Genomic DNA, 23,074 nt, shown 5'->3' with positions numbered 1-23,074 from the left:
TGTATCATTAAAAATAAACGTTTATGCATTAGACGCCAAAAAGTCATTCGCAAACTTTTGTAATACGCCACCCGCATTGTAAACTGACACTTCTTCGCCGGTATCTAAACGACACTTTACCGGTATCGTTAATAATTCGCCGTTGGTACGGGTCATTAATACGTTCATTTCAGCGCCCGGCGACATTTCACCGTTACCTGCAACATCAAACGTTTCGGTACCATCAATATTGTAGGTATGACGTGTTTCGTTATTAACAAATTGCAAGGGTAAAACACCCATGCCCACTAAGTTAGTGCGGTGAATACGCTCAAAACCTTCGGCAACGATCACTTCAACGCCGGCTAAACGAACACCTTTAGCCGCCCAATCACGTGATGAACCTTGACCATAGTCAGCGCCAGCAATGATAATTAACGGTTGTTTACGCTCCATGTAGGTTTCAATTGCTTCCCACATACGTGACTCAGTACCCTCTGGTTCTATACGCGCCAGTGAACCTTGTTTAATGTCACCGTTGTCATCACGACACATTTCATTGAACAATTTAGGGTTAGCAAAAGTTGCCCGTTGCGCGGTTAAATGATCGCCGCGATGCGTTGCATAAGAGTTAAAGTCTACTTCGGGTAAGCCCATTTTATCTAAATAAGCTCCTGCAGCACTATCGAGTTGAATAGCATTTGAGGGTGATAAATGATCTGTGGTGATGTTGTCACCTAAAACTGCTAACGGACGCATACCTTTCATGGTACGTTCACCTGCTAAGGCGCCTTCCCAATAAGGTGGACGACGAATGTAAGTGCTCATTTCTCGCCAATCGTAAAGCGGAGATTCAGCCGGTTCAAAAGCGCCTAAATCAAACATCGGCGTATAAATTTTCTTGAACTGCTCTGGCTTAACACAGCTGGCAACTATCGCATCGATGGCTTCGTCAGTTGGCCAAATATCTTTTAAGGTAATATCATTACCTTGTTGGTCTTGTCCGAGTACATCTTTTTCAATATCGAAACGCATCGTACCGGCAATAGCATAAGCAACTACTAATGGTGGTGAAGCTAAAAAGGCTTGTTTAGCATACGGATGAATACGTCCGTCAAAGTTACGATTACCCGATAAAACCGCCGTTGAATAAAGATCACGGTCGATAATTTCTTGTTGAATTTTTGGATCTAACGCGCCCGACATGCCGTTACAAGTTGTACAAGCGTAACCGACAATACCAAAACCCATTTTTTCCATTTCAGATAATAAGCCGGCTTCTTCTAAATAAAGTTTTGCGACTTTTGAACCTGGTGCAAAAGATGATTTAACCCAAGGTTTGCGCAATAAGCCAAGCTCGTTAGCGCGTTTAGCCACTAAGCCTGCCGCCACAACGTTGCGAGGGTTCGAGGTATTAGTACAACTGGTTATAGCGGCAATAATAACCGCACCATCTGGCATCTCTCCGGCTTTTTCTTGTGCTTTACAGGCATCAAGGTCTTTCGCTATGCCTTTTGACGACAATTCGCTGGTCGGTAAACGACTGTGCGGATTAGACGGGCCAGCCATATTACGACCAACTGATGATAAATCAAACTCGATAACGCGGTCATATTCAACGTCAGCTAAGTCATCAGCCCATAAACCGGTATGTTTAGCATAGGTTTCTACCAGTTCAACTTGCTCTGGCTCACGGCCGGTCAGTTTTAAATAATCAATGGTTTGTTGATCAATATAAAACATTCCTGCTGAAGCGCCATATTCAGGTGTCATGTTCGAAATAGTAGCGCGGTCGCCTATAGTTAAGCCTTTGGTGCCTTCACCAAAGAATTCTAAGTAACTTGATACCACTTTTTGATTACGCAAAAATTCAGTAATGGCTAAAACCAAATCAGTAGCCGTAATACCCGGTTGGCGTTTACCTACCAGTTTTACGCCAATAATATCAGGTAAGCGCATCATCGACGGGCGACCTAACATGACGGTTTCTGCTTCTAAACCACCGACACCAATAGCTATAACACCCAAGCAATCGATATGCGGGGTATGGCTGTCGGTGCCAACACAAGTATCAGGAAAAGCAACACCGTCACGCAGTTGAATAACCGGTGACATTTTTTCCAAATTGATTTGGTGCATAATGCCATTACCCGCAGGAATAACATCAACATTTTTAAACGCTGTTTTGGTCCATTCAATAAAATGGAAACGGTCTTCGTTGCGGCGGTCTTCAATGGCACGATTTTTTTCAAACGCATCACTTTCAAAACCAGCATGTTCAACAGCAACAGAATGATCAACAATTAATTGCGTTGGCACAACCGGGTTTACTTTTGAAGGATCACCACCTTGCTCAGCAATCGCATCACGCAGGCCCGCTAAATCAACCAAAGCCGTTTGACCTAAGATATCATGACAAACAACACGTGCCGGATACCATGGAAAATCAAGATCTTGCTTACGCTCAATTAATTGCTTAAGCGAATCTGTTAAAGTTTCAGGTGAACAACGGCGTACCAATTGTTCAGCTAATACCCGTGAGGTATAAGGTAGTTTTGCGTAACTACCGGCGCTTATTGCTTCAACCGCCCCTCGAGTATCAAAATAATCTATATTGATGCCGCCAATTTTATAACCGGGCAACGGTTTGCGATGTTCATAATTCATAGTCATTACCTTTCGCTGATAGGTGGAACCGTTCTCGGCTTAGCGCCTTTGTAGTCAGCACTTGGACGAATAATACGGTTGTTTGAACGTTGCTCCATAATGTGAGCAGACCAACCTGTTACGCGTGAACAGACAAAAATAGGGGTAAACAATTTAGTGGGAATACCCATGTAGCTGTACGTTGAAGCATGGAAGAAATCAGCGTTACAGAATAATTTTTTGGTATCCCACATGAATTCTTCACAAGCTACTGAAATATCGTAAAGTGACGTATCACCATTCTCGTTCGCTAACTTTTCAGACCATGCTTTAATAATGACATTACGTGGGTCTGAAGTACGGTAAATTGCGTGACCAAAGCCCATGATTTTTTCTTTACGTTCAAGCATTCCCGCCATTTTTTCTTTAGCGTCGCTTGGCGATGAAAATGATTCAATCATATCCATTGCGGCTTCGTTAGCACCACCATGAAGTGGACCACGTAAAGTGCCAATAGCGCCGGTAACACATGAAAACATATCAGACAAAGTTGAAGCACATACACGCGCCGTGAAGGTTGAAGCATTAAACTCATGTTCTGCATATAAAATTAATGATACATCCATAACACGTTGATGCTGTGCTGATGGGCTTTCACTATTGAGTAAGCGCAAGAAATGTCCACCTAAAGAGTCTTCGGTTGAAGTACAGTCAATTTCTACGCCGTCATGGGAGAATTTATACCAGTAACACATGATGGCAGGAAATGCGGCTAATAACCGATTGGCGGCTTGATTTTGCTCGCTAAAATCATTTTCTGGCTCTAAATTACCTAAAAATGAACAACCGGTGCGCATAACATCCATTGGATGAGTTTCTTTTGGAATCAGTTTTAATACCGCTTTTAATGCTTGCGGTAAGTCGCGCATGGCAAACAACTCAGTTTTATAAGTGGCGAGCTCTTTTTCATTAGGGAGTTCGCCATGAAAGAGTAAATATGCGACTTCTTCGAAGGTGCTGTTTTCAGCTAAGTCAGCAATATCATAACCACAATAGGTTAAACCTGAGCCTGACTCACCAACAGTACAAAGCGAAGTTTCACCCGCACTTTGACCACGTAAGCCTGCGCCACCAATTTTTTTATCTGCTACTTTTACATCTGACATACTATTTTCCTCATATTCTTTTATTGGGTTAGCTGCTTGTATCGCTACTAACTTTATTTTATTTTATTATAATATCTGTTACTTATTTTTGCCTTCGGTGAACAAAGCATCAAGCTTTTGCTCATAGTCGTGGTAACCCAAGTAATCGTATAAATCCATACGCGTTTGCATATTGTCGATTTCAGCTTTTTGGTCGCCATCAGCGAGTAAGGTTTTGTAAACCGACTCAGCCGCTTTATTCATCGCACGAAATGCTGATAATGGGTAAAGTACCATTGCACAACCCCACTCACCTAATTGCTCCTTGTTCCACAATTCGGTTTGGCCAAACTCAGTAATGTTAGCAAGTACTGGCACATCTAACGCTTCAGTAAAGGCGCGATAATGTTCTTCTGTTTTAACCGCTTCGGCGAAAATACCATCGGCACCTGCTGCAACATAAGCTTTAGCCCTTTCAAGTGCAGCTGCTAAGCCTTCTTGTGCAAAAGCATCAGTGCGAGCCATGATAAAGAAGTCTTTATTAATGCGCGCATCAACAGCAGCTTTAATACGGTCAACCATTTCTTGGGTTGAAACAATTTCTTTATTCGGACGATGTCCACAACGCTTCTGCGCCACTTGGTCTTCAAGATGAACCGCCGCTGCACCTGCTTTTTCCATATCGCGAATAGTTTTAGCGATGTTAAACGCCCCCCCCCAACCGGTATCTATATCAACCAACAAAGGTAAACTTGAAGCAGAAGTAATACGTTGAACGTCAGCAATAACATCATTTAAAGAGGTCATACCTAAATCGGGTAAACCATACGAAGCATTGGCAACACCGCCACCAGAAAGGTAAATCGCTTGGTGACCTAATTGCTCTGCCATCATCGCGCAATAAGCGTTGATAGTACCCACTACTTGTAAAGGTTTGTTGTTTACTAATGCTTGGCGGAATTTTGCGCCAGGTGAAAGTTGCGTAGACATCGGGTTTCCTCTTAGTTGTCGTTGAATAATAGTCGTTAAATATTTGTTATTAAACAATAGTCATCAAATAATAATTCACATTATTAATATTTATTTATCCGTACTGTCGTTAAGCTGCAGTGCTGTTTTGCAGCGCTATTTTCTTTTCAATATTTTTTCTTGATGCGGCAATATGACGCCTCATCAAAATTTCAGCAAGTTCACCATCTCGGTCACAAATCGCTTGAATAATATTTGAATGCTCTTGAAAAGCACGAGTTGCGCGTGGGCTGTGCATACCAAATTGAATACGGTACATACGCACTAAATGATAAAGCTGTCCGCAGAGAATATTAATCAGTTGCTGGTTGTGACTACCTAAAATAACTTTATAGTGAAAGTCTAAGTCGCCCTCTTCTTGATAGTAAGAGATACCATCGATAAGGGCTTGTGAGTTGGCATGTTGAGCAAGCATATCTTGCATTTCGGCTATTTCATCGTCGCTCATGTTGATTGCGGCTTCTCGACAAGCCATACCTTCAAGTGCTTCGCGCACAACATATATTTCTAATAAGCCTTCAATAGTGCAATCGACAACTCTAGAGCCAACATTGGCTTTACGTTCAATTAAATGACATTTTTCTAAACGATTGAGGGCTTCACGCAGGGTTGAACGACTAATTTCATACTGCTTAGCTAAACCTGGCTCACTAATTTTACTGCCTGCCGCTATTTTTCCGTCAACGATAGCGTGAAGTATTGCATCAAAAACTTTATCCGCAGTAGTCACTGGTTTTTGTAAGGTTGGATTGTCTAATGCCATAAGTGTCCTAACGCCATAATTGCCTTAACCGTATAACTGTCTTAACACCAAAAGTGTTTTAGCAATACAATTGTCGACATTTACTGATTTTAGAAATTATAATAAAGCACACAGAGTAAAAGTCAAGTAGACCAAAGTATAATTGTCGACAATTCAATCGTTAAATTAGGTGTAGGCGCTGAGGGGTTTAACCAAAAAACCAGTAGCAAACCGCTATTGCTGCGGTGATCCCTGCTAAGTCAGCAAATAGGCCACAGGCGATAGCATGTCGACTATATCGAATACCCACTGAGCCAAAATAAACAGCCAAGACGTAAAAGGTGGTTTCTGTTGACCCTTGAAAAATCGACGCTAAACGGCCAGCAAAAGAATCGGCACCGTGGGTTTTCATGGTTTCAATCATCATCGCTCTCGCACCAGAGCCACTTAACGGTTGCATTAACGCCGTTGGCATCGCATCAACAAAGCGGGTATCAAAACCTAGAAACATCACTAACTGCCTAAAGCTGTCGACAATTAGTGTCAAAGCACCACTGGCACGAAACACCCCAATAGCCACTAGCATCGCCAGTAAATAGGGGATCAGTTTAATGCTTGTTTCAAAGCCTTCTTTAGCACCTTCTATAAAACTGTCGTAAACATCGACCTTTTTACGCACCGCTGCCCAAATAAATAGAATTAAAGTCGAAAAAATTAAAAAGTTACCCAAAAATGACGATTGTTCAGCAAGGGCCTGCGAGGTGAGCATCGAAAAATAAACCACTAAACCACCTACTAAGGCAATGGCAGCAGACAAATAAAGTAAAACAATTGAGTTATACAGCTTAATTTTTTGAACACTTGCCACTGCTAATAAACCAGCAAAGGTTGAAGCAAACGTTGCCAGTATAATAGGGACAAAAACATCGGTAGGGCTAGCAGCTCCCTGCTGAGCACGATAAACAAAAACAGCAACGGGAAAAAGTGTTACCGATGAGGTATTTAAAACAAGAAACAGTATTTGCGCATTTGTCGCGGTATCTTTCTTTGGGTTTAATTGCTGAAGATCTTGCATGGCTTTTAAACCAAGCGGTGTTGCTGCGTTGTCTAACCCCAAAAAGTTAGCCGATAAATTCATCGTCATAGAAGCAACAGCCGGGTGGCCTTTAGGCACTTCTGGCATTAAGCGAGTAAATAACGGAGAAATAGCGCGCGCAAGTTTGTCCATCAAACCCGCGTTTTCAGCTATTTTCATCATCCCTAGCCAAAAACTTAAAATACCAATTAAGCCTATGGCAATATCGACAGTCACTTTTGACATTGAAAAAATTGCCTGCACGAGTTGTTCAAAGATTAAAAGATTGTCAAGAAATAGCCATTGATAAATCGCTGAGCCAAAAGCAATAAAAAAGAAACTGATCCATAAACGATTTAGCACAAATATAATCTTATTAGTCACGAGGTAATGAAATTATCATGACATAAAACGAGTCGTTATTACAGGCAAAAGCGCTTGTGGAGAAGGTGTGAAGAACAAGTGCACAGCAGGTATACAAAATTCAACCACAAAAATAAAAAGCAATTCAAAAAATAATTTTATAACTTAATTATTAATAACTGACAATTAATCGAAATTAAATTAGCTTTTAAAAAAGATTACACTACAATTGATTTTACAGTTTAAATATTAATCAATTGCTCGCAACGTTTCATTTTTATTTTACTGCATTTTATTACTGCAAATAAAGTTTATTAGCGCAAGGCTCACTTCCATATGAGCCATTCCCTTGAGCCCGAACTAGTAATAGTTTCGGGCACTTTTTTGCGTGTGGTATAGGTGTTAATCTAATTTGAAAAGGCGTTTAAAGTTTGCGGTTGAAAGCGCCGCTATTTCTTCAATTGATTGCCCTCGAACACTAGCTAAAAATTTAGCAACATCAACAACATAAGCGGGTTGATTTTGTTTACCTCGATGCGGAACAGGCGCTAAATAAGGCGCATCTGTTTCAATTAAAAATCGGTCATCGGGTACTTGTTTGGCAACTTCACGTAATTCACTGGCGTTTTTAAAGGTAACAATGCCAGAAAATGAAATATAAAAGCCAAGATCAATCGCTTGTTTAGCCATGTCCCAAGATTCAGTAAAACAGTGTAAAATTCCGCCAACATTCTCTGCATTTTCTTCACGAAGCATATCCAAGGTATCCTGTTGTGCATCCCGCGTATGAATAATCAAGGGTTTATTTAATTGGTTAGCAACGCGAACATGCTTGCGAAAAGAATCAAGTTGCACCGCTTTCGTTTCAGGGGCATAAAAATAGTCTAAACCGGTTTCACCAATCGCGATAACGTTGTCTGTTTGCGACAAACGAGCAAGCTCTTCTTGGTCAATTAAATCATCTTGATTTAATGGATGAGCACCACACGACAACCAAACATTATCGTATTTAGCGGTTTTTTCTACCATGCTAGGAAATTCAGCTAATGTAACGCTAACACATAAAATTTCGCTAACTTTAGCTGCTGCCGCTGCCGCGAGGACATTATCTAGGTTACCATCAAATTCAGTTAAATCGAGCCTATCTAAGTGGCAATGTGAATCTATAAACAAACAATTTTCTCCTATAATTTTTAGTTAACTACAACGTATTTACATCGATAAGGTAGGTTCTGAAGAGCTGAGTAAGCGCCCTATCAACTGCTCTATTTGGTTACACACATTATCCTTATCTTCATCAAAACTTACCCCTATGCCTGCTGGTGTACCATTTTGGGCACCTATAGGGGTTAACCAGCAAACTTTACCGATAACAATTGATGCTTCTAAGGCGTCAGGTAAGGTCACTTCTAGTTTAATATCATCGCCTAAACTATAATGTTCGGGGGTTCGAACAAATAACCCACCATTTTTTACAAAAGGCATATAGTATTGGTACAACTCTCTGTCAGATAAAAACTCTAAGCTAAATTGGTGCATAGTTATTCCTCAAAAATTAATATCGCGAGACTTTTAGCTTATTTCTCATCGATAACCGCTGTTATATCGACGAGGAGCTTTTCAAAGACAAACTGCTTATTAGCTTGCATGAGTAACTTGAGTTGTTTAACGGCAGACAACACTAATTGATATATCGACCATATTACCTGTTCACTCAGTAATATTTCGGTTTTTAGCCAGGCATATTGTTGACGCATCAATTTAACCATCACTTTTTCTAACCAGCGTACACTGTTAGTATTTTCAGCCAGTAAACTCAATATTTCGCTACGATTTATGGGTTTATTTTGCAAAAAAGTAAAGAAACAACTTTCAAAATGTTGGTATTGGTCCTTAACAAAAGTGTCAGAGAGCTCTTTTAAATGGCTCAAATTAACAAATGGGTCAGTACCTGACTGCTTAAGTTCTGCTAATAATTTCTCGCCTACAGGCGGCCTGATATCTATAACATAACAGCGACTAATAATGGTTGGTAATAACGTTTCAAGTTCAGAGGTCAGCAATACAATAAAATTATCCGCATTGGGTTCTTCGAGCGTTTTCAATAAGGCATTTGCCGCTGATACCGTCATTTGATGCGCTGCGGTAATTAAGGTTGTTTTACAGTGACCTATTTGCGCTTTTTTTTCAAAAAAACGACTCGCTTGTCGAACTTGATCAACACCGATGCTTTTTCCTTCACTTTCAATCAGTAAATGATCAGGATAAGTATGACTTTTATGCAGTAAGCACGATTTACATATTTTACAGGGTAATAGCACTTGTTGATTATTTACAGGGTTTGCGCATGACAAAACCTGAATGAGCCATTGAGAAAGATCACTTTTACCTGCCCCTTCAACACCATTAATTAAAATGGCATGAGGCAGTTTTATTTGCGCTATTTGCTTTGATAATAAAAGCTGCTGCTGATCTAACCAACTGTGCATTAGTGTTTCCTAAAAGCGGTTATGGCTATTGATGATTTTTCAAAAAAGCGTTAACTGTCAAGCGAATATTATTATGCACGACAGGCATAGGAGCACTCGCATCAATAATTTTAATTGTCTCATCTGCTAAAGCAATTTCAAGGTATTTATTGCGCACTCGATGAAAAAACTCTATTTTTTCTAGCTCGATACGATCTAACGCACCGCGTGCTTGTGCTCTTGCTAAACCTAACTCAGGGGATATATCTAAATAGAGTGTTAACTGCGGCTTGAAACCTTTTAAGGTAACTTGAGCGATAGTATCCATAAGTTCATCGTTAAATTCTCGACCACCACCTTGATAAGCTCTCGAGCTTAAATCATGGCGATCGCCAATAACCCATTGACCTTTTTCTAACGCCGGAAGAATTCTATTGGCGAGTAGTTGGCTTCGGCTAGCGTACATCAGTAATAACTCAGTTTCTTGTGTTAATACTTCATCGTGATCGGCAGATTTTACAATGTTACGCAACGATTCGGCTAAAGGGGTTCCTCCTGGCTCTCGGGTAGTAATAAAATCAATCCCGTGCTCAGCTAATATTTTTTTTACCACCGAAATAGCTGAAGATTTTCCTGCACCTTCAATACCTTCGATGACAATAAATTGACCTTTATTCATTTTTCACTTCTTTTTAAGTTTTTATTTTAACTGATATTTTGCTACTGCTGCATTATGATCTTTTAAGTTAGTAGAAAAGATATGCTGCCCGTTCCCATTACTGACAAAATAAAAATAATCAGTTGCTAATGGGTTTAACGCGGCATGTAATGCACTTTTACCTGGCATAGCAATAGGTGTTGGCGGCAAGCCATTAATTCGGTAAGTATTATACGGTGTTTTCTCGCGCAAGTGACGATATTTGATGTCTCCATGATAACGTTCACCTAAACCATAAATAACCGTTGGGTCGGTTTGCAAACGCATTTTTTTATTTAAACGGTTAATAAACACCGATGAAATGATGCCATGTTCTGCATTTTCACCACTTTCCTTTTCAATAATTGACGCCATAATCAACGCTTGATACTTATTTTCATAAGGCAAAGGATGTGCACGACTTCCCCAAGCTAAATTTAGTTCAACTGTCATTTTTTGTTGGGCACGTTTTAATAATTCTATATCTGTTGTACCTGCAGTAAAAGCATATGTTTCAGGGTAAAAAAGCCCTTCTGGGTTTGTTTGCTCAATATTGAGTTCGCTAACAATATCAGCCACCGAACTTTGCTGCAGGGTCTGCACTAGGTTATCCATTTCACTTAGCTGTATTAGCCATTGTTTAAAGGTTGTTCCTTCAATAAAAGTGACGCTAAATTGATACTCTTTACCTACAACTAATTGCACTAATAAACGCTCGATAGAGCTACCCTTATTAACTTGATAAGTACCCGCTTTTATATTGGCATACTCAGGTTTTAGCCGAACATAATTACGTACCCAAAAACGACTTGCAAGCCAGCCTTCATTGATCAATTGCTGAGAAAACCGACTAAACGAGGTGCCCTCTTTAATCGTTAATAATTGAGTGGTTGAAATATTAAGTGGTTGTTTAATCTGATAGAAGGTATAAGCAACCAATGAAGCACTTAATATGAGCAGCGCTATAAATGAAACGGATAATAATATCTTAAATTTTTTCATGCTCTACTTAACATCCTGTATAAATTTAATCATCTCATGGCATGGTATTAGTGCTAATGGTTGATTTTGAAATTGTCTAATCGGCATAATCCCCATAACACTGTTACAAATGAACATTGCGTCAATATATTTAAGCCCTAAAAGCTTTTCTTTGACGACCATTATTTTACGATCATTATTACAACACTGTAAAATATGATTACGCATTAGCCCCTCAACACCTGATTCATTTAATTGTGGCGTATACCAACAATTATCCTTTAGCCAAAAAACATTTGCCGCACTCGCTTCAATAATATCATCAAAGTAATTCAGTACTAATAGATCATCCTCCTCTCGGTTATCAACTTCTTGGCGAATAAGCACTTGCTCAAGTCGATTTAGGTGTTTTATCCCTGAGAGTAATGGGTTTACACCTAACTTCAATGAAGATACACCTAAGTGAATACCCTGTTGTTGCATATCGGCATAATGTTTAGGGAAATCATGGAAGGTGATAATAACGTTACTTGTTAAGCAACCTTGTCGAGAATAACCTCGTCCGCCATCCCCCATCGTTATAATGATTTTCGCCACCGACAAAGCGTAACGCTGGGCTACAGCAATTAATTCACAAGTAACGTCATCCATGTCTGGCAAGGGAATATTGAGTGTTTCGCAACTTCGTGTTAATCGTTCGATATGGGCCGATAATAACGCGACATGGCCGTTAACCACTTTCGCAGTGGTAAACACGCCGTCGCCATAAGCTAACCCACGGTTATTGATTGATAAGTGTTGTTCTGCTTGGCCATTAATACTTTGATAATACATATTGGGTTTCATTAGAAATAGAAAAGCCTGAATACTGATGACTAGTATTCAGGCTTAAACAATTAACTGCAAGGTTTAGTTGATGATATCTATCGGTTATGACGCTTAAACTTTTTTAAAGATTAATGAACCGTTCGTACCGCCAAAACCAAAGGAGTTACATAAGGCATATTCTAAATTCACATCACGTGCCGTATGAGCAATGTAATCTAAATCACAGCCTTCGCTTGGGTTATCTAAGTTTATTGTCGGTGGTACCATATTATTCATCAAGGCTTGCACAGTAAAAATAGTTTCAACCGCACCTGCAGCACCCAACAAATGACCTGTCATTGACTTTGTGGAACCCATCATCACTTTATAAGCATGGTCGCCAAACACCGATTTTACCGCATTTGTCTCAGCAATATCACCTGCTGGTGTTGATGTGCCGTGGGCATTAATATAACCAATGTTACTTATATCAACTTTAGCATCATTAATCGCGTTAATCATCGCACGCGCGCCACCTTCACCATTCGCTGGTGGTGATGTCATATGATAAGCATCAGCACTCATTCCAAAGCCAACAAGCTCTGAGTAAATTTTTGCGCCACGAGCTTTTGCATGTTCATACTCTTCAAGCACTAGAACACCGGCACCATCGCCAAGTACAAAACCATCACGGTCTTTGTCCCATGGGCGCGAAGCTTGCTCTGGTGCATCATTTCGTGTTGATAATGCACGTGCAGCGCCAAAGCCACCAATACCGGTACGTGTTGATGCCTTTTCAGCCCCACCCGCTAACATAGCGTCAGCATCGCCATAGGCTATCATACGGGCCGCATGTCCAATATTATGAACCCCACTCGTACAAGCGGTAGCTATAGAAATATTAGGGCCTCTTAAACTATGCATCATAGATAAATGACCAGAAATCATATTAATGATGGTTGAGGGCACAAAAAATGGTGACAACTTGCGAGGCCCCGCATTTAACATTTTTTCGACGTTTTCTTCAATAAGCCCTAGACCGCCAATACCCGCGCCAACAGCAACGCCAATTCTATGGGTGTTTACATCATTAACTTCAAGACCAGAGTCTTTGAAAGCCTGTGCACCTGCAGCAACACCGTATTGAATAAAAAGATCCATTTTTTTAGCATCTTTTCGTGCAATATAGTCTTCTGCATTAAAGTTTTTGATTAAACCGGCAAACTTGGTCGTGTATGCAGACGTATCAAAATGTTCAATGTTACTAATACCACTTTTACCCAGCAATAAATTTTGCCAAGTAGATTTAGGACAATTGCCCAAAGGGCTTAACATACCAAGACCGGTAACAACAACGCGTCTCATGGCTATGTGCCTCCGCTAAGAGTTTATAAGGGATAGGAAGTCATTACATTCTCATTTAGAGAAAGTAACAAACTGAAATCGTAGATAAAAAAACAGGCGGTAAAAACCGCCTGAATATGTACTTTAAATTCTCATTTAAAAAGCTTTACTTGAAAGCCAATAATTACGTTGTAATTATTGGTTAGCAGTTACGTAATCAACAGCTGCTTGAACAGTAGTGATTTTTTCAGCTTCTTCGTCTGGAATTTCAGTATCAAATTCTTCTTCTAACGCCATTACTAATTCAACAGTGTCTAAAGAGTCAGCACCTAGGTCGTCAACAAAAGAAGAGCTAATTTTAACTTCTTCTTCACTTACACCTAATTGTTCAATAGTAATTTTTCTTACGCGTTCTTCAATAGTACTCATTTTTTTTCCTTTCTAGAAAATATAATTTTTCATAATTGTGTGTAGTTTATTCGTCAACAGCCTAGCTTGCAAGCTTCTAATTTTAATTTTCGTCTGGTCTAACCTGTTGACTGCTCTAAAATTGTTCAATTTATTGCCTTGTTAAAACTCAGCAAACAAATTAAACCATATACATACCGCCGTTTACATGCAATGTTTCACCGGTAATATATGCTGCGCCATCAGAAGCTAGAAAAGCAACTGCGTTTGCAATTTCTTCAGGTTTACCTAAGCGATTGGCAGGAACTTGAGAAAAAATACCTTCTTTTTGCTCATCAGTTAATGTTTGTGTCATATCTGTATCGATAAACCCCGGCGATACAGTATTAACAGTTATGCCACGAGATGCAACCTCGCGTGCCAATGATTTTGTAAAACCAATCAGTCCTGCTTTGGCTGTTGCATAATTTACTTGCCCTGCATTACCCATCGTCCCTACTACTGAGCCAATATTAATAATGCGACCATTGCGTTTTTTCATCATACCGCGAATAACCGCTTTACTGATTTTAAACACGGATGAAAGATTGGTATCAATAATATCTTGCCATTCATCATCTTTCATTCGCATAAATAAATTATCGCGCGTAATACCAGCATTATTGACTAAAATATCAATGCCACCATGGTTTTCTTTAATAGAAGCGAACAATGCTGCAATTGAATCATTGTCGGTGACATTAAGCACTAAACCATGCCCTTCACCTAAATATTCGCTAATTTTTTCAGCGCCGTGTGCTGATGTTGCTGTACCTAAAACCGTTGCTCCCAAGGCTTTAAGTTGCGTAGCAATCGCTTTGCCTATACCACGACTTGCGCCAGTCACTAAGGCGACTTTTCCTTCTAAAGAAAACATATTTTATCCTATTTAATTGTTTCTAATGCTTTAGTCAATGATACTTGATCATTAACTGAAACACTGATAATTGATTTATCGATACGCTTAATTAACCCTTGTAATACTTTGCCTGGGCCAGCTTCTACAACCAATGAAATACCATTACTTGCTAGTTTTTCAATCGTTTCTGTCCAACGTACCGGACTATATAATTGTTTAATTAAGGCTAATTTAATCGCAGCAACATCAGTTTCTGCCACTACGTCAACATTATTTACCATAGGGATCAGTGGCGTATTAAAGGTAATTTGGCTAAATTCTTCAGCAAGCTTATCCGCGGCATCTTTCATTAATGCACAATGCGACGGAACGCTCACAGGTAAAGGTAATACACGTTTTGCGCCCGCTTCTTTACATAACACTCCAGCGCGCTCTACAGCATCTTTATGCCCCGCAATAACGACTTGCCCGGGTGAATTAAAATTTACCGCCGCAACGACATCATCACCTTGTGCTTTTTCACAGGCATCGATAATCGCTTGATCATCAAGACCAATAATAGCAGCCATAGCGCCAACACCTTCAGGCACCGAGGCTTGCATGAATTCGCCACGTTTTTCTACTAGCTTAACACCTTCCGTTAAAGAAATAACACCGGCACAAACTAACGCTGAATACTCACCTAAACTATGACCTGCTAACATTGCAGGCTTACAATCAGACTGAGATGCCCATAAACGCCATAATGCGACACTGGCTGTTAATAGAGCGGGTTGTGTGAAGTTTGTTTGGTTTAATTTTTCAACAGGACCTTCAGCAATTAATTGCCAAAGGTTATAACCTAAAGCAGCTGAAGCTTCTGAAAACGTATTTTGTACAACTTCATTGTCAGCAAAATCAGCTAACATACCAACGGTTTGAGAACCTTGGCCGGGAAAAACAAACGCTAAATTATTTTGCATTTTATTACCTAATGTTTATTGGTTTTTAATTAAGTATGCATCAATGATACTTAATGAATTGTTTTCTTGTTGAAAAAAAACAATTTTTTAAATACATTTTACCTTAGATAAATACTCATAACTTATTTACGACCACAAGCAAAACCATTTTCAAGCTTGTCTTTAATTCGATCCGGTACTTGGCGTTCAACTTCTTTTATCGCTTCTAATATAGCCATATAAAAAGCCTTTGAACTCGCATCGCCGTGACTCTTGACTACAATGCCGCGTAATCCTATCAGACTTGCGCCGTTATACTGGTCGGGGTTCAGGGGTTTGAAGAGTTTTTTTAACGTTGAGGACAATAATCGACCAACAATTCGGGTAAAAAGGTTGCGTGACAACACCGTATTCATTTTTTGATAGACTAAGCGAGCAACACCTTCACAGGTTTTCAAGGCAACATTACCCACAAAGCCATCACAAACAATCACATCTGCTTTATTCGTAAAAATGTCATTACCTTCAACAAAGCCAATATAATTAATTTCATTATTTTGTGCTAGCATCGCAGCGGTTAGCTTTATGTGGTCACTACCTTTCATTTCTTCTTCGCCCATATTCAATAATGCGATGCGTGGCGCTTTAATACCATCGACTTGCTCAGCCATGACAGAGCCCATAACCGCAAACTGATACAAAATATTAGAGTCACAAAAAACATTTGCGCCTAAGTCGAGCATAAAGACATGTTTATTTTCATCATGAGTGGGTAGAGAAGAAATTAATGCAGGCCGTTCGACACCCGTTAATGTTTTTAAGACAAAATGAGCCATTGAAAACAGCGCACCGGTATTACCCGCACTTACACACGCTTGCGCTTTTTTCTCATGCACAAGATCAAGTGCTTTACGCATTGAAGAATTCTTTTTGCTGCGCAGTGCAACAATAGGTTTATCGTCCATAGCCACGACTTGAGTGGTTGGAAAAATTGATAATTGAGGATGTTCAAGACACTGTTTTTTTGATAATTCAGCGTTGATAATATCGGCATCACCACAAAGAATGAGATGAAGTTCAGGAATTTTTCTAACTGCTAAAATAGCAGCAGGTATTGTTATAAGGGGGCCTTTATCGCCCCCCATAACATCTAACGCTATGGTTAGACTATTCAAAGCAATCAGCTTACTTATTGATTACTTGAACACCTTTGTAAAAGCCATCAGCTGTTACATGATGGCGACGGTGTGTTTCACCAGATACTGGATCTACTGATAAATTTTCTGTTGTTACTGCGTCATGTGAACGGCGCATGCCACGTCTTGAACGAGACTTTTTGCTCTTTTGAACTGCCATTAGCTACTCCTAAAATCGGTTAATCGTTAATAATTAAATAAATTGTTTATTTAAATTTCTGTAATACATCAAAAGGGTTTGGTTTTTCTAGCTCTTCAGGCAATTCGCCCCATACACTGTCAACTGGTGCCTGACACTGACTAGGCTCATGCTTTGCTATTAATGGAATTGCGAGTAATAACTCTTCTTCCACTAATTCTAGCAGGTTAACTTCACCATTTTCATCTAATTCTATTGCGTCATAATATGACGGCAATGCTTCAGCGGCTTCATCATTCTTGGCTGGACTAAGAGTAAACTCTATATCCAAATCAAAAATTAATGATTCAGTACAACGCTGACAAATTAATGCTACTGATAAGACTCCTGAGCCTGAGATTACATTCAAGCCTAGATCATCTACATCAAATTTAACATTAACCTGCATATGCTCATTGCATGGAGTACACACATCAAGCAATCTAGTCATCCCCGACACTTCAAAGAAGCCGTCACACACCAACCTACGTTGGGCGCTCTTTCGGGGGTTTATCATTATCGGGAGTTTAAGATTTTGCATAAGGCGCGCATGTTAATGTGCTTGCCCTCTTCTGTCAAAAGAAAAATAACAAATTTTGTTTAAAAACTAAAGAAAGCCCACATATTATTACTTAACTGTTTATATTTTGAGTAATTCCTGTGAAAACCTTAATTTTAGCTTCAACATCGCCTTTTCGAAAGATTATTTTAGAAAAATTAAATTTAGCCTTCAAGTGTGCAAAACCGAATATTGATGAAACAGCATTAGCTGATGAAACAGCCATCGAGCTTGTTGAACGTTTAGCCATAGAAAAAGCAAAAGCTGTTGCTCGTGAATTTCCAAATGCACTGATCATCGGCTCAGATCAAGTGGCTTTATCTGAAGGGAAGATATTAGGTAAACCTCACAATTTTGAAAATGGCTTTAAACAACTCGCTAGTTTCAGTGGTAAAGCGGTAGAGTTTCATACTGGCTTATGTGTATTCGACAGTTCAACAGGAAAGTCACTGTCTTTAGTTGAATTGTTCACTGTACATTTTAAAAAATTATCAACACAAGAAATTACCGCTTATCTAAATATTGAACAACCCTATAACTGTGCTGGAAGTTTTAAAAGTGAAGGGCTAGGCATTTGTTTATTTAAGAAACTTGAGGGTGACGATCCTAACACCCTAATAGGCTTACCCTTAATTAAACTTATTAGCTTGCTCAAGGCCCAAGGTTTAGATGTTTTGGAAGAACAATAGATCAATAATAAAAAGTAAAATAAAACAGCCCCAACAATTATCCTTTGGTCAATAAATAAGAATATCAAAAGGTAATAGCAAAAGCCGACTTATTTTATAGCTTTACTGCGGTATTTAACAAGAGTTGATGTAATTCAGCCAACGAGTCAACAATAGCTTTTGGCTGGAACTTTGACAGTACCTCATCATCATGCACGCCATAAGTCACACCTATGCTATCAACCCCTGCCCTTTGCGCCATTTCAAGGTCGAAGGATGTATCGCCTATCATCACGGCTTCATGTTTTTGGATATGTAATTCTTTTAACAAACTGTTGATCATATCAGGGTCTGGTTTTGAAATGCTTTCATCGGCACAGCGAGAGGCATGGAAGAAGTGCTCGGTATCACTCGCTTGCCATACTCGTTGTAAACCTGCCCGCGCTTTACCTGTAGCAACCGCTAATAATTTTTTTTCTTTTTTTAAATTAACCAGTAATTCAAGTGCATAGTTAAACAAAGGCGTTGGCGTGGTATTAACTTCAACATACTGATGCTTATATTGTTCTGTAAATTGTTGTATCTGTGCTTCATGTAAACTTGGAAATAAAGTTTTAATCGCTTTCGGTAAACTTAAACCGATAATTTGTTTAGCTTGCTGATAGCAAGGAGGTTCAAGTGCTAGTGCAATAGCACTCGCTTGCATTGAGAAAACAATACGATCGACAGAGTCCATCAAAGTACCGTCCCAATCAAAAATAACCAATTTATAATGGTGCATACATTCTCTTTTAATAATTAATTTATTATCGACTTAATTTACTGATCAGTACTTGGCTTTACATAGGTATAATATAGGAAGGAGAAGCGTGATACTGAAATCGTTTCTGCATCACGCTGGAGAAAATTACTTAAGCTTTGTCAGTAAATTTTGTAATGAATGTTCTAAAGGCGCTTCTACTTTCATTTTTTCGCCCGTGTTAGGATGAGTAAACTCAATACTCGCCGCGTGCAAAAACAACCGTTTTAAACCAAGTTTTCTCATGTCTTCATCAAAGTTTTCATAGCCATATTTTGAATCACACGCTATAGGATGGCCTTTAATTTGGCAATGAACACGAATTTGATGCGTTCGCCCAGTTACGGGGAAAGCGCGAATCAGTGTGGCATTTTCAAAGTTTTTCAGCACTTTAAAACGTGTTTCAGCTTCTTTACCATTAATATTATCAACAACAACAACACGTTCGCCGGATTTCAAATCATTCTTTTTCAAACCTTCGGTGACACGCGTTAATTTAGTCGACCATTGTCCCTTAACCAGTGCATGATAATATTTTTGCACGGTTTTGCTGCGTAACTGCTCATGCAAGTGACGTAAAGCTGAACGTTTTTTAGCAATAACTAAGCAACCCGAAGTATCTCTATCAAGTCGATGAACAAGTTCAAGCATTCTTGCGTCAGGACGTAGAGCTCGCATAGCTTCAATTAAGCCAAAACTTAAACCACTGCCACCATGTACTGCCATGCCAGAAGGTTTATTAATAACAATTAAACGGTCATCTTCAAATAATATTTGCTTCTCTAAATTGGCAACAACATTTAATTTTGTTGAAACTTCATTGGTATTTTCAGAAATACGAATGGGTGCTACACGAATCAGATCCTCATCTTGAATTTTGTATTCTGGTTTAGTCCGTTTTTTATTAGCCCTAATTTCACCTTTTCTTAACAGGCGATAAATCATGCTTTTCGGCACGCCTTTTAAGGTTTTTAATAAAAAGTTATCTATTCTTTGACCAGCGTCTTCGCTATCGATTGTATAAAATCGAACTTGGGGTTTTGTATTTTCATTCATAAAAGTCAGTTTAACATATATATTTTCATTTTTGAGTAATTAACTCAGCGATTTAATTGCCTTTTGCCTCAATTAAGTGGGATAATCTTAGCGTTATTGTTTATTTAAGACAATAAGGTTAAAAATAGAAGCTTTTAGCGAAACGTAAGAGGCAAAATGCGGCCACATTAATGTGCGTTATCTCGATAAATTATTATCGCCGACACATTAACCGAACGGCCTGTTGCAAGTATTGACCTGAATAACAAGTCAAAAAACGGCATAAACATTTTAGTCCCGCGCAACGAAAGCTATTTTGTATTTATAATGATATAAACCAAATTAGATAAGTTTCCATCGAGCAACAACCCGAATAGTAAGCCAAATCGCCGAACTTCAAACTGCTCAACAAATATCAATTTGATAATATCGAGCACAGCACGATTTGCTGCGCGCATGAAGAAACAATTTTTCTTGGGTGAAGGTCACCTGAGGGTACAATCAGATTAAATAACAGCTTACAGCGTAATATGGCGCTGTAATATGACACCCGAGAGGTTGACAACTTGCTGTTACCATAGCGATAAATTGCTTTGTGTTCGAAGCTTATAGTGTTGTGACTAAACCGAGTCACTAAAACTATGAAACGTATGTTAATTAACGCTACACAATCGGAAGAGTTACGTGTAGCACTTGTCGATGGTCAACAACTTTATGATTTAGATATCGAAAGTCCTGGTCATCAACAAAAAAAATCAAATATTTACAAAGCAAAAATTACGCGTATAGAGCCCTCTCTAGAAGCTGCATTTGTTGACTATGGCGCAGAGCGTCATGGTTTCCTACCGATGAAAGAAATCGCACGCGAATACTTCCCTAAAGGTTATACCTTCCAGGGTCGTCCAAATATCAAAGAAGTCTTGCGCGAAGGCCAAGAAGTTATTGTTCAAATTGATAAAGAAGAACGCGGCCAAAAAGGCGCAGCATTAACGACTTTTATTAGTTTAGCGGGCAGCTATTTAGTATTAATGCCTAACAATCCTCGTGCTGGTGGTATCTCTCGTCGCATTGAAGGTGATGAGCGTACTGACTTAAAGACCTCTCTAAACAAACTAGATTTACCAAAAGGCATGGGATTAATTGTTCGCACTGCTGGTGTTGGTAAAGACTACGAAGAGCTAGACTGGGATTTAAATGTTTTATTACATCACTGGAAAGCTATTTCAGAAGCGGCTGAAACAAAACCTGCTCCTTTTTTAATTCATCAAGAAACTAACGTTATTTTACGTGCTATTCGTGATTATTTACGTCGTGATATCGGTGAAGTGCTAATTGATCGCCCGAAAACATTCGAAAGCGTAAAAAAACATATTGAAGTGGTTCGTCCAGACTTTTTAAGTAAAATTAAACTCTACACCAACGATGTCCCTCTCTTTACCCATTACCAAATTGAAACACAAATTGAATCAGCCTTTCAACGTGAAGTAAGACTTCCTTCAGGTGGTTCAATCGTTATTGACCCAACTGAAGCAATGACATCAATTGATGTTAACTCTGCCCGTGCAACAAAAGGTAGTGACATAGAAGAAACGGCATTCAATACTAACTTAGAGGCTGCTGAAGAAGTTGCTCGTCAATTACGTTTACGTGATTTAGGCGGTTTAGTCGTTATTGACTTTATTGATATGACACCAGTGCGTCATCAACGTGAAGTTGAAAATCGTATGCGTGACGCTGTAAAACAAGACAGAGCTCGCATTCAATTAGGCCGTATTTCTCGTTTTGGCTTATTAGAAATGTCACGTCAACGTTTACGCCCTTCTATCGGTGAAACCAGTCAAGGCGTTTGTCCTCGTTGTAACGGTACAGGGCACGTACGTAGTGTTGAATCATTAGCTTTGTCTATTTTGCGTTTAATGGAAGAAGAAGCCATTAAAGAAAATACGCAACATGTACAAGCTCAAGTTCCTGTACCCGTAGCGACTTACCTTTTGAATGAGAAACGTCGTTCAGTATTTCATATTGAAAAACATCACAGCGTTAATATTCTTATTATTCCTAATCCTCATATGGACACACCGCAATATGAAGTACTTAGAGTAAGAACAGACGAAAGTGTTGAAGAAGCCAGTTACGAAAGAACCATTACTGAAGCTTCAGTTGAAGAAGCAGTAATGCCAAAATTTGACAAGCAAGCCGCTAAACGCGACGAGCCTGCATTACAGGGTATGTCTTCCCCTAAGCAATCAGCACCTTCAACCATCGTTAAACCAATAGCTCCAACAACTGCGGTTACAAAAGAATCTGCAGGATTATTTGATGGTTTAGTGAAATGGGCTAAAGCACTATTTGTTACTGAAGAAGTTGCACCTGAGGTTGTTGAGCCAGTTAAGAAGCCAGAAACGAGTAGTAATGAGCGTCGTCCTCAGCGTAGTCGTCAAGGACAACGTCGTAACAATAATCGCAATGAAAATCGTAACGACACTAGAAATGTAAATCGTAACGACAAGCGCAATGATGCTCAAAATGAAGAACGCGCTGAATTAAAAACTAACATTAATGACAATAAAGACAACATTAATGAAAATAAAGATAACAAGCAAAATAAACAGCCTCGTAAAGCGTCAGTAGAGCGTAATATTAAGCCTAAAGAAGAAAAAACGACGGTACGCCGTCAGCGTCGCACTAATACGAAGAAAATACGTATTGTTGACGAAAACTCAACGGTTGTTAATAATGCCGCGTTAAGCAAAATAGCCGCAGAAGAAAATACTCAAGTAGCTGCTAAAGTTGATGAAGCGTTAACAGTTGAGACAGTGGTTGCTCAACCTGATACGACACAGCCAGAGCTTAGTGAGACTAAATCAACTGATGAACAACGTCCTAGAAACCGTCGTTCACCTAGACATTTACGTTCTAATGGACAACGTCGTCGCCAATCTTCAGATAACGCTGCAACTGAAAACCCTGCAGTTGTTTCAAATATAGAAGTAAGTGAAGACCCTGTTCAATCAAGATACCCTGAAACGCCTGTAGTTGAAACACCTGTTGTTGAAACGCCTGTGGTTGAGACACCTGTGGTTGAAACGCCTGTAGTTGAAACGCCGGTAGTTGAG

22 protein-coding genes are annotated in these 23,074 nt (G+C 39.4%); 2 read left to right on the top strand and 20 right to left on the bottom strand.

The window, feature by feature from the left end; all coding sequences use genetic code 11:
- Positions 1-21: 21 nt before the first annotated feature.
- From acnD to H4J52_RS08945, 18 genes are all read right to left on the bottom strand, one after another.
- Positions 22-2,646, bottom strand: a complete 2,625-nt coding sequence (gene acnD, locus H4J52_RS09030) for a Fe/S-dependent 2-methylisocitrate dehydratase AcnD (RefSeq protein ID WP_182179756.1) — start codon at positions 2,644-2,646, stop codon at positions 22-24.
- Positions 2,647-2,651: 5 nt separating this feature from the next.
- Positions 2,652-3,791, bottom strand: a complete 1,140-nt coding sequence (prpC, locus tag H4J52_RS09025) for a 2-methylcitrate synthase (protein WP_182224549.1) — start codon at positions 3,789-3,791, stop codon at positions 2,652-2,654.
- A gap of 78 nt (positions 3,792-3,869) precedes the next feature.
- A complete protein-coding gene (gene prpB / locus H4J52_RS09020) occupies positions 3,870-4,760 on the bottom strand; it encodes a methylisocitrate lyase (protein WP_182224548.1) in 891 nt (296 codons plus the stop codon).
- A 109-nt stretch (positions 4,761-4,869) separates the two neighbouring features.
- Positions 4,870-5,562: a GntR family transcriptional regulator gene (locus tag H4J52_RS09015; RefSeq protein ID WP_182179750.1), complete on the bottom strand. Its 693-nt coding sequence runs from the start codon at positions 5,560-5,562 to the stop codon at positions 4,870-4,872.
- A 187-nt stretch (positions 5,563-5,749) separates the two neighbouring features.
- Positions 5,750-6,979: a nucleoside recognition domain-containing protein gene (locus tag H4J52_RS09010; RefSeq protein ID WP_182224547.1), complete on the bottom strand. Its 1,230-nt coding sequence runs from the start codon at positions 6,977-6,979 to the stop codon at positions 5,750-5,752.
- A 402-nt stretch (positions 6,980-7,381) separates the two neighbouring features.
- Positions 7,382-8,152 carry a TatD family hydrolase gene (locus H4J52_RS09005; RefSeq protein WP_182179746.1) on the bottom strand — a complete coding sequence of 257 codons (771 nt, stop codon included), beginning with the start codon at positions 8,150-8,152 and terminating at the stop codon, positions 7,382-7,384.
- 39 nt (positions 8,153-8,191) lie between these two features.
- Complete coding sequence (locus H4J52_RS09000; protein ID WP_182179744.1) at positions 8,192-8,518, bottom strand: PilZ domain-containing protein; 327 nt, start codon at positions 8,516-8,518, stop codon at positions 8,192-8,194.
- Positions 8,519-8,556: 38 nt separating this feature from the next.
- Complete coding sequence (locus H4J52_RS08995; protein WP_182179742.1) at positions 8,557-9,468, bottom strand: DNA polymerase III subunit delta'; 912 nt, start codon at positions 9,466-9,468, stop codon at positions 8,557-8,559.
- A 25-nt stretch (positions 9,469-9,493) separates the two neighbouring features.
- Positions 9,494-10,126 (bottom strand): dTMP kinase, encoded by a 633-nt coding sequence (gene tmk, locus H4J52_RS08990; RefSeq protein ID WP_182179740.1) that lies wholly within the window; start codon positions 10,124-10,126, stop codon positions 9,494-9,496.
- Positions 10,127-10,147: 21 nt separating this feature from the next.
- On the bottom strand, positions 10,148-11,146 hold the full coding sequence (gene mltG / locus H4J52_RS08985) for an endolytic transglycosylase MltG (RefSeq protein ID WP_182224546.1): 999 nt from the start codon (positions 11,144-11,146) through the stop codon (positions 10,148-10,150).
- 3 nt (positions 11,147-11,149) lie between these two features.
- Positions 11,150-11,971 carry an aminodeoxychorismate lyase gene (pabC, locus tag H4J52_RS08980; protein ID WP_259367844.1) on the bottom strand — a complete coding sequence of 274 codons (822 nt, stop codon included), beginning with the start codon at positions 11,969-11,971 and terminating at the stop codon, positions 11,150-11,152.
- Between the two features lie 93 nt (positions 11,972-12,064).
- A complete protein-coding gene (gene fabF, locus H4J52_RS08975) occupies positions 12,065-13,303 on the bottom strand; it encodes a beta-ketoacyl-ACP synthase II (protein WP_182224554.1) in 1,239 nt (412 codons plus the stop codon).
- Positions 13,304-13,471: 168 nt separating this feature from the next.
- Positions 13,472-13,705 (bottom strand): acyl carrier protein, encoded by a 234-nt coding sequence (acpP, locus tag H4J52_RS08970; protein WP_182179736.1) that lies wholly within the window; start codon positions 13,703-13,705, stop codon positions 13,472-13,474.
- A 160-nt stretch (positions 13,706-13,865) separates the two neighbouring features.
- A complete protein-coding gene (gene fabG / locus H4J52_RS08965; RefSeq protein WP_182179734.1) occupies positions 13,866-14,600 on the bottom strand; it encodes a 3-oxoacyl-ACP reductase FabG in 735 nt (244 codons plus the stop codon).
- Between the two features lie 8 nt (positions 14,601-14,608).
- The gene (gene fabD / locus H4J52_RS08960) at positions 14,609-15,544 is read right to left on the bottom strand and encodes an ACP S-malonyltransferase (protein ID WP_182179732.1); all 936 of its coding nucleotides are present in this window, start codon (positions 15,542-15,544) and stop codon (positions 14,609-14,611) included.
- A 122-nt stretch (positions 15,545-15,666) separates the two neighbouring features.
- Complete coding sequence (gene plsX / locus H4J52_RS08955) at positions 15,667-16,668, bottom strand: phosphate acyltransferase PlsX (RefSeq protein WP_404851847.1); 1,002 nt, start codon at positions 16,666-16,668, stop codon at positions 15,667-15,669.
- 40 nt (positions 16,669-16,708) lie between these two features.
- Positions 16,709-16,879, bottom strand: coding sequence for a 50S ribosomal protein L32 (gene rpmF, locus H4J52_RS08950; RefSeq protein ID WP_070376498.1), 171 nt, complete (start codon positions 16,877-16,879; stop codon positions 16,709-16,711).
- Positions 16,880-16,925: 46 nt separating this feature from the next.
- Positions 16,926-17,348 (bottom strand): YceD family protein, encoded by a 423-nt coding sequence (locus H4J52_RS08945; RefSeq protein ID WP_259367843.1) that lies wholly within the window; start codon positions 17,346-17,348, stop codon positions 16,926-16,928.
- 209 nt (positions 17,349-17,557) lie between these two features.
- Between H4J52_RS08945 and H4J52_RS08940 the strand changes: the two genes are divergently transcribed.
- Entirely contained in the window at positions 17,558-18,145 is a 588-nt protein-coding gene (locus tag H4J52_RS08940) for a nucleoside triphosphate pyrophosphatase (RefSeq protein WP_182224544.1), read from the top strand.
- A 94-nt stretch (positions 18,146-18,239) separates the two neighbouring features.
- Here the strand turns inward: H4J52_RS08940 and H4J52_RS08935 are convergent, their stop codons facing one another.
- Positions 18,240-18,905: an HAD-IA family hydrolase gene (locus H4J52_RS08935; RefSeq protein ID WP_182179725.1), complete on the bottom strand. Its 666-nt coding sequence runs from the start codon at positions 18,903-18,905 to the stop codon at positions 18,240-18,242.
- A gap of 126 nt (positions 18,906-19,031) precedes the next feature.
- Positions 19,032-19,979: a 23S rRNA pseudouridine(955/2504/2580) synthase RluC gene (gene rluC, locus H4J52_RS08930; RefSeq protein ID WP_182179723.1), complete on the bottom strand. Its 948-nt coding sequence runs from the start codon at positions 19,977-19,979 to the stop codon at positions 19,032-19,034.
- A gap of 620 nt (positions 19,980-20,599) precedes the next feature.
- Here rluC and rne point away from each other — a divergent pair.
- On the top strand, positions 20,600-23,074 hold a 2,475-nt coding region (rne, locus tag H4J52_RS08925), incomplete at its 3' end, for a ribonuclease E (RefSeq protein ID WP_182224543.1).

Origin of the sequence: Colwellia sp. MB02u-14, from assembly GCF_014076915.1 — a bacterium.
Taxonomy (GTDB): Bacteria; Pseudomonadota; Gammaproteobacteria; order Enterobacterales; family Alteromonadaceae; genus Colwellia_A.
The sequence above is the reverse complement of the archived record's forward strand: the minus strand, read 5'-3'. Positions and strand labels throughout refer to the sequence as shown.

Excerpts from the sequence above, each read along its gene's own strand:
- plsX (WP_404851847.1), bottom strand. The coding sequence starts at position 16,668 with ATGGGGGGCGATAAAGGCCCCCTTATAACAATACCTGCTGCTATTTTA.
- fabG (WP_182179734.1), bottom strand. The coding sequence starts at position 14,600 with ATGTTTTCTTTAGAAGGAAAAGTCGCCTTAGTGACTGGCGCAAGTCGT.
- acpP (WP_182179736.1), bottom strand. The coding sequence starts at position 13,705 with ATGAGTACTATTGAAGAACGCGTAAGAAAAATTACTATTGAACAATTA.
- pabC (WP_259367844.1), bottom strand. The coding sequence starts at position 11,971 with ATGAAACCCAATATGTATTATCAAAGTATTAATGGCCAAGCAGAACAA.
- prpB (WP_182224548.1), bottom strand. The coding sequence starts at position 4,760 with ATGTCTACGCAACTTTCACCTGGCGCAAAATTCCGCCAAGCATTAGTA.
- tmk (WP_182179740.1), bottom strand. The coding sequence starts at position 10,126 with ATGAATAAAGGTCAATTTATTGTCATCGAAGGTATTGAAGGTGCAGGA.
- rpmF (WP_070376498.1), bottom strand. The coding sequence starts at position 16,879 with ATGGCAGTTCAAAAGAGCAAAAAGTCTCGTTCAAGACGTGGCATGCGC.
- H4J52_RS09000 (WP_182179744.1), bottom strand. The coding sequence starts at position 8,518 with ATGCACCAATTTAGCTTAGAGTTTTTATCTGACAGAGAGTTGTACCAA.
- prpC (WP_182224549.1), bottom strand. The coding sequence starts at position 3,791 with ATGTCAGATGTAAAAGTAGCAGATAAAAAAATTGGTGGCGCAGGCTTA.
- H4J52_RS08935 (WP_182179725.1), bottom strand. The coding sequence starts at position 18,905 with ATGCACCATTATAAATTGGTTATTTTTGATTGGGACGGTACTTTGATG.
- rluC (WP_182179723.1), bottom strand. The coding sequence starts at position 19,979 with ATGAATGAAAATACAAAACCCCAAGTTCGATTTTATACAATCGATAGC.
- H4J52_RS08945 (WP_259367843.1), bottom strand. The coding sequence starts at position 17,348 with ATGACTAGATTGCTTGATGTGTGTACTCCATGCAATGAGCATATGCAG.
- mltG (WP_182224546.1), bottom strand. The coding sequence starts at position 11,146 with ATGAAAAAATTTAAGATATTATTATCCGTTTCATTTATAGCGCTGCTC.
- H4J52_RS08995 (WP_182179742.1), bottom strand. The coding sequence starts at position 9,468 with ATGCACAGTTGGTTAGATCAGCAGCAGCTTTTATTATCAAAGCAAATA.
- fabD (WP_182179732.1), bottom strand. The coding sequence starts at position 15,544 with ATGCAAAATAATTTAGCGTTTGTTTTTCCCGGCCAAGGTTCTCAAACC.
- acnD (WP_182179756.1), bottom strand. The coding sequence starts at position 2,646 with ATGAATTATGAACATCGCAAACCGTTGCCCGGTTATAAAATTGGCGGC.
- H4J52_RS09015 (WP_182179750.1), bottom strand. The coding sequence starts at position 5,562 with ATGGCATTAGACAATCCAACCTTACAAAAACCAGTGACTACTGCGGAT.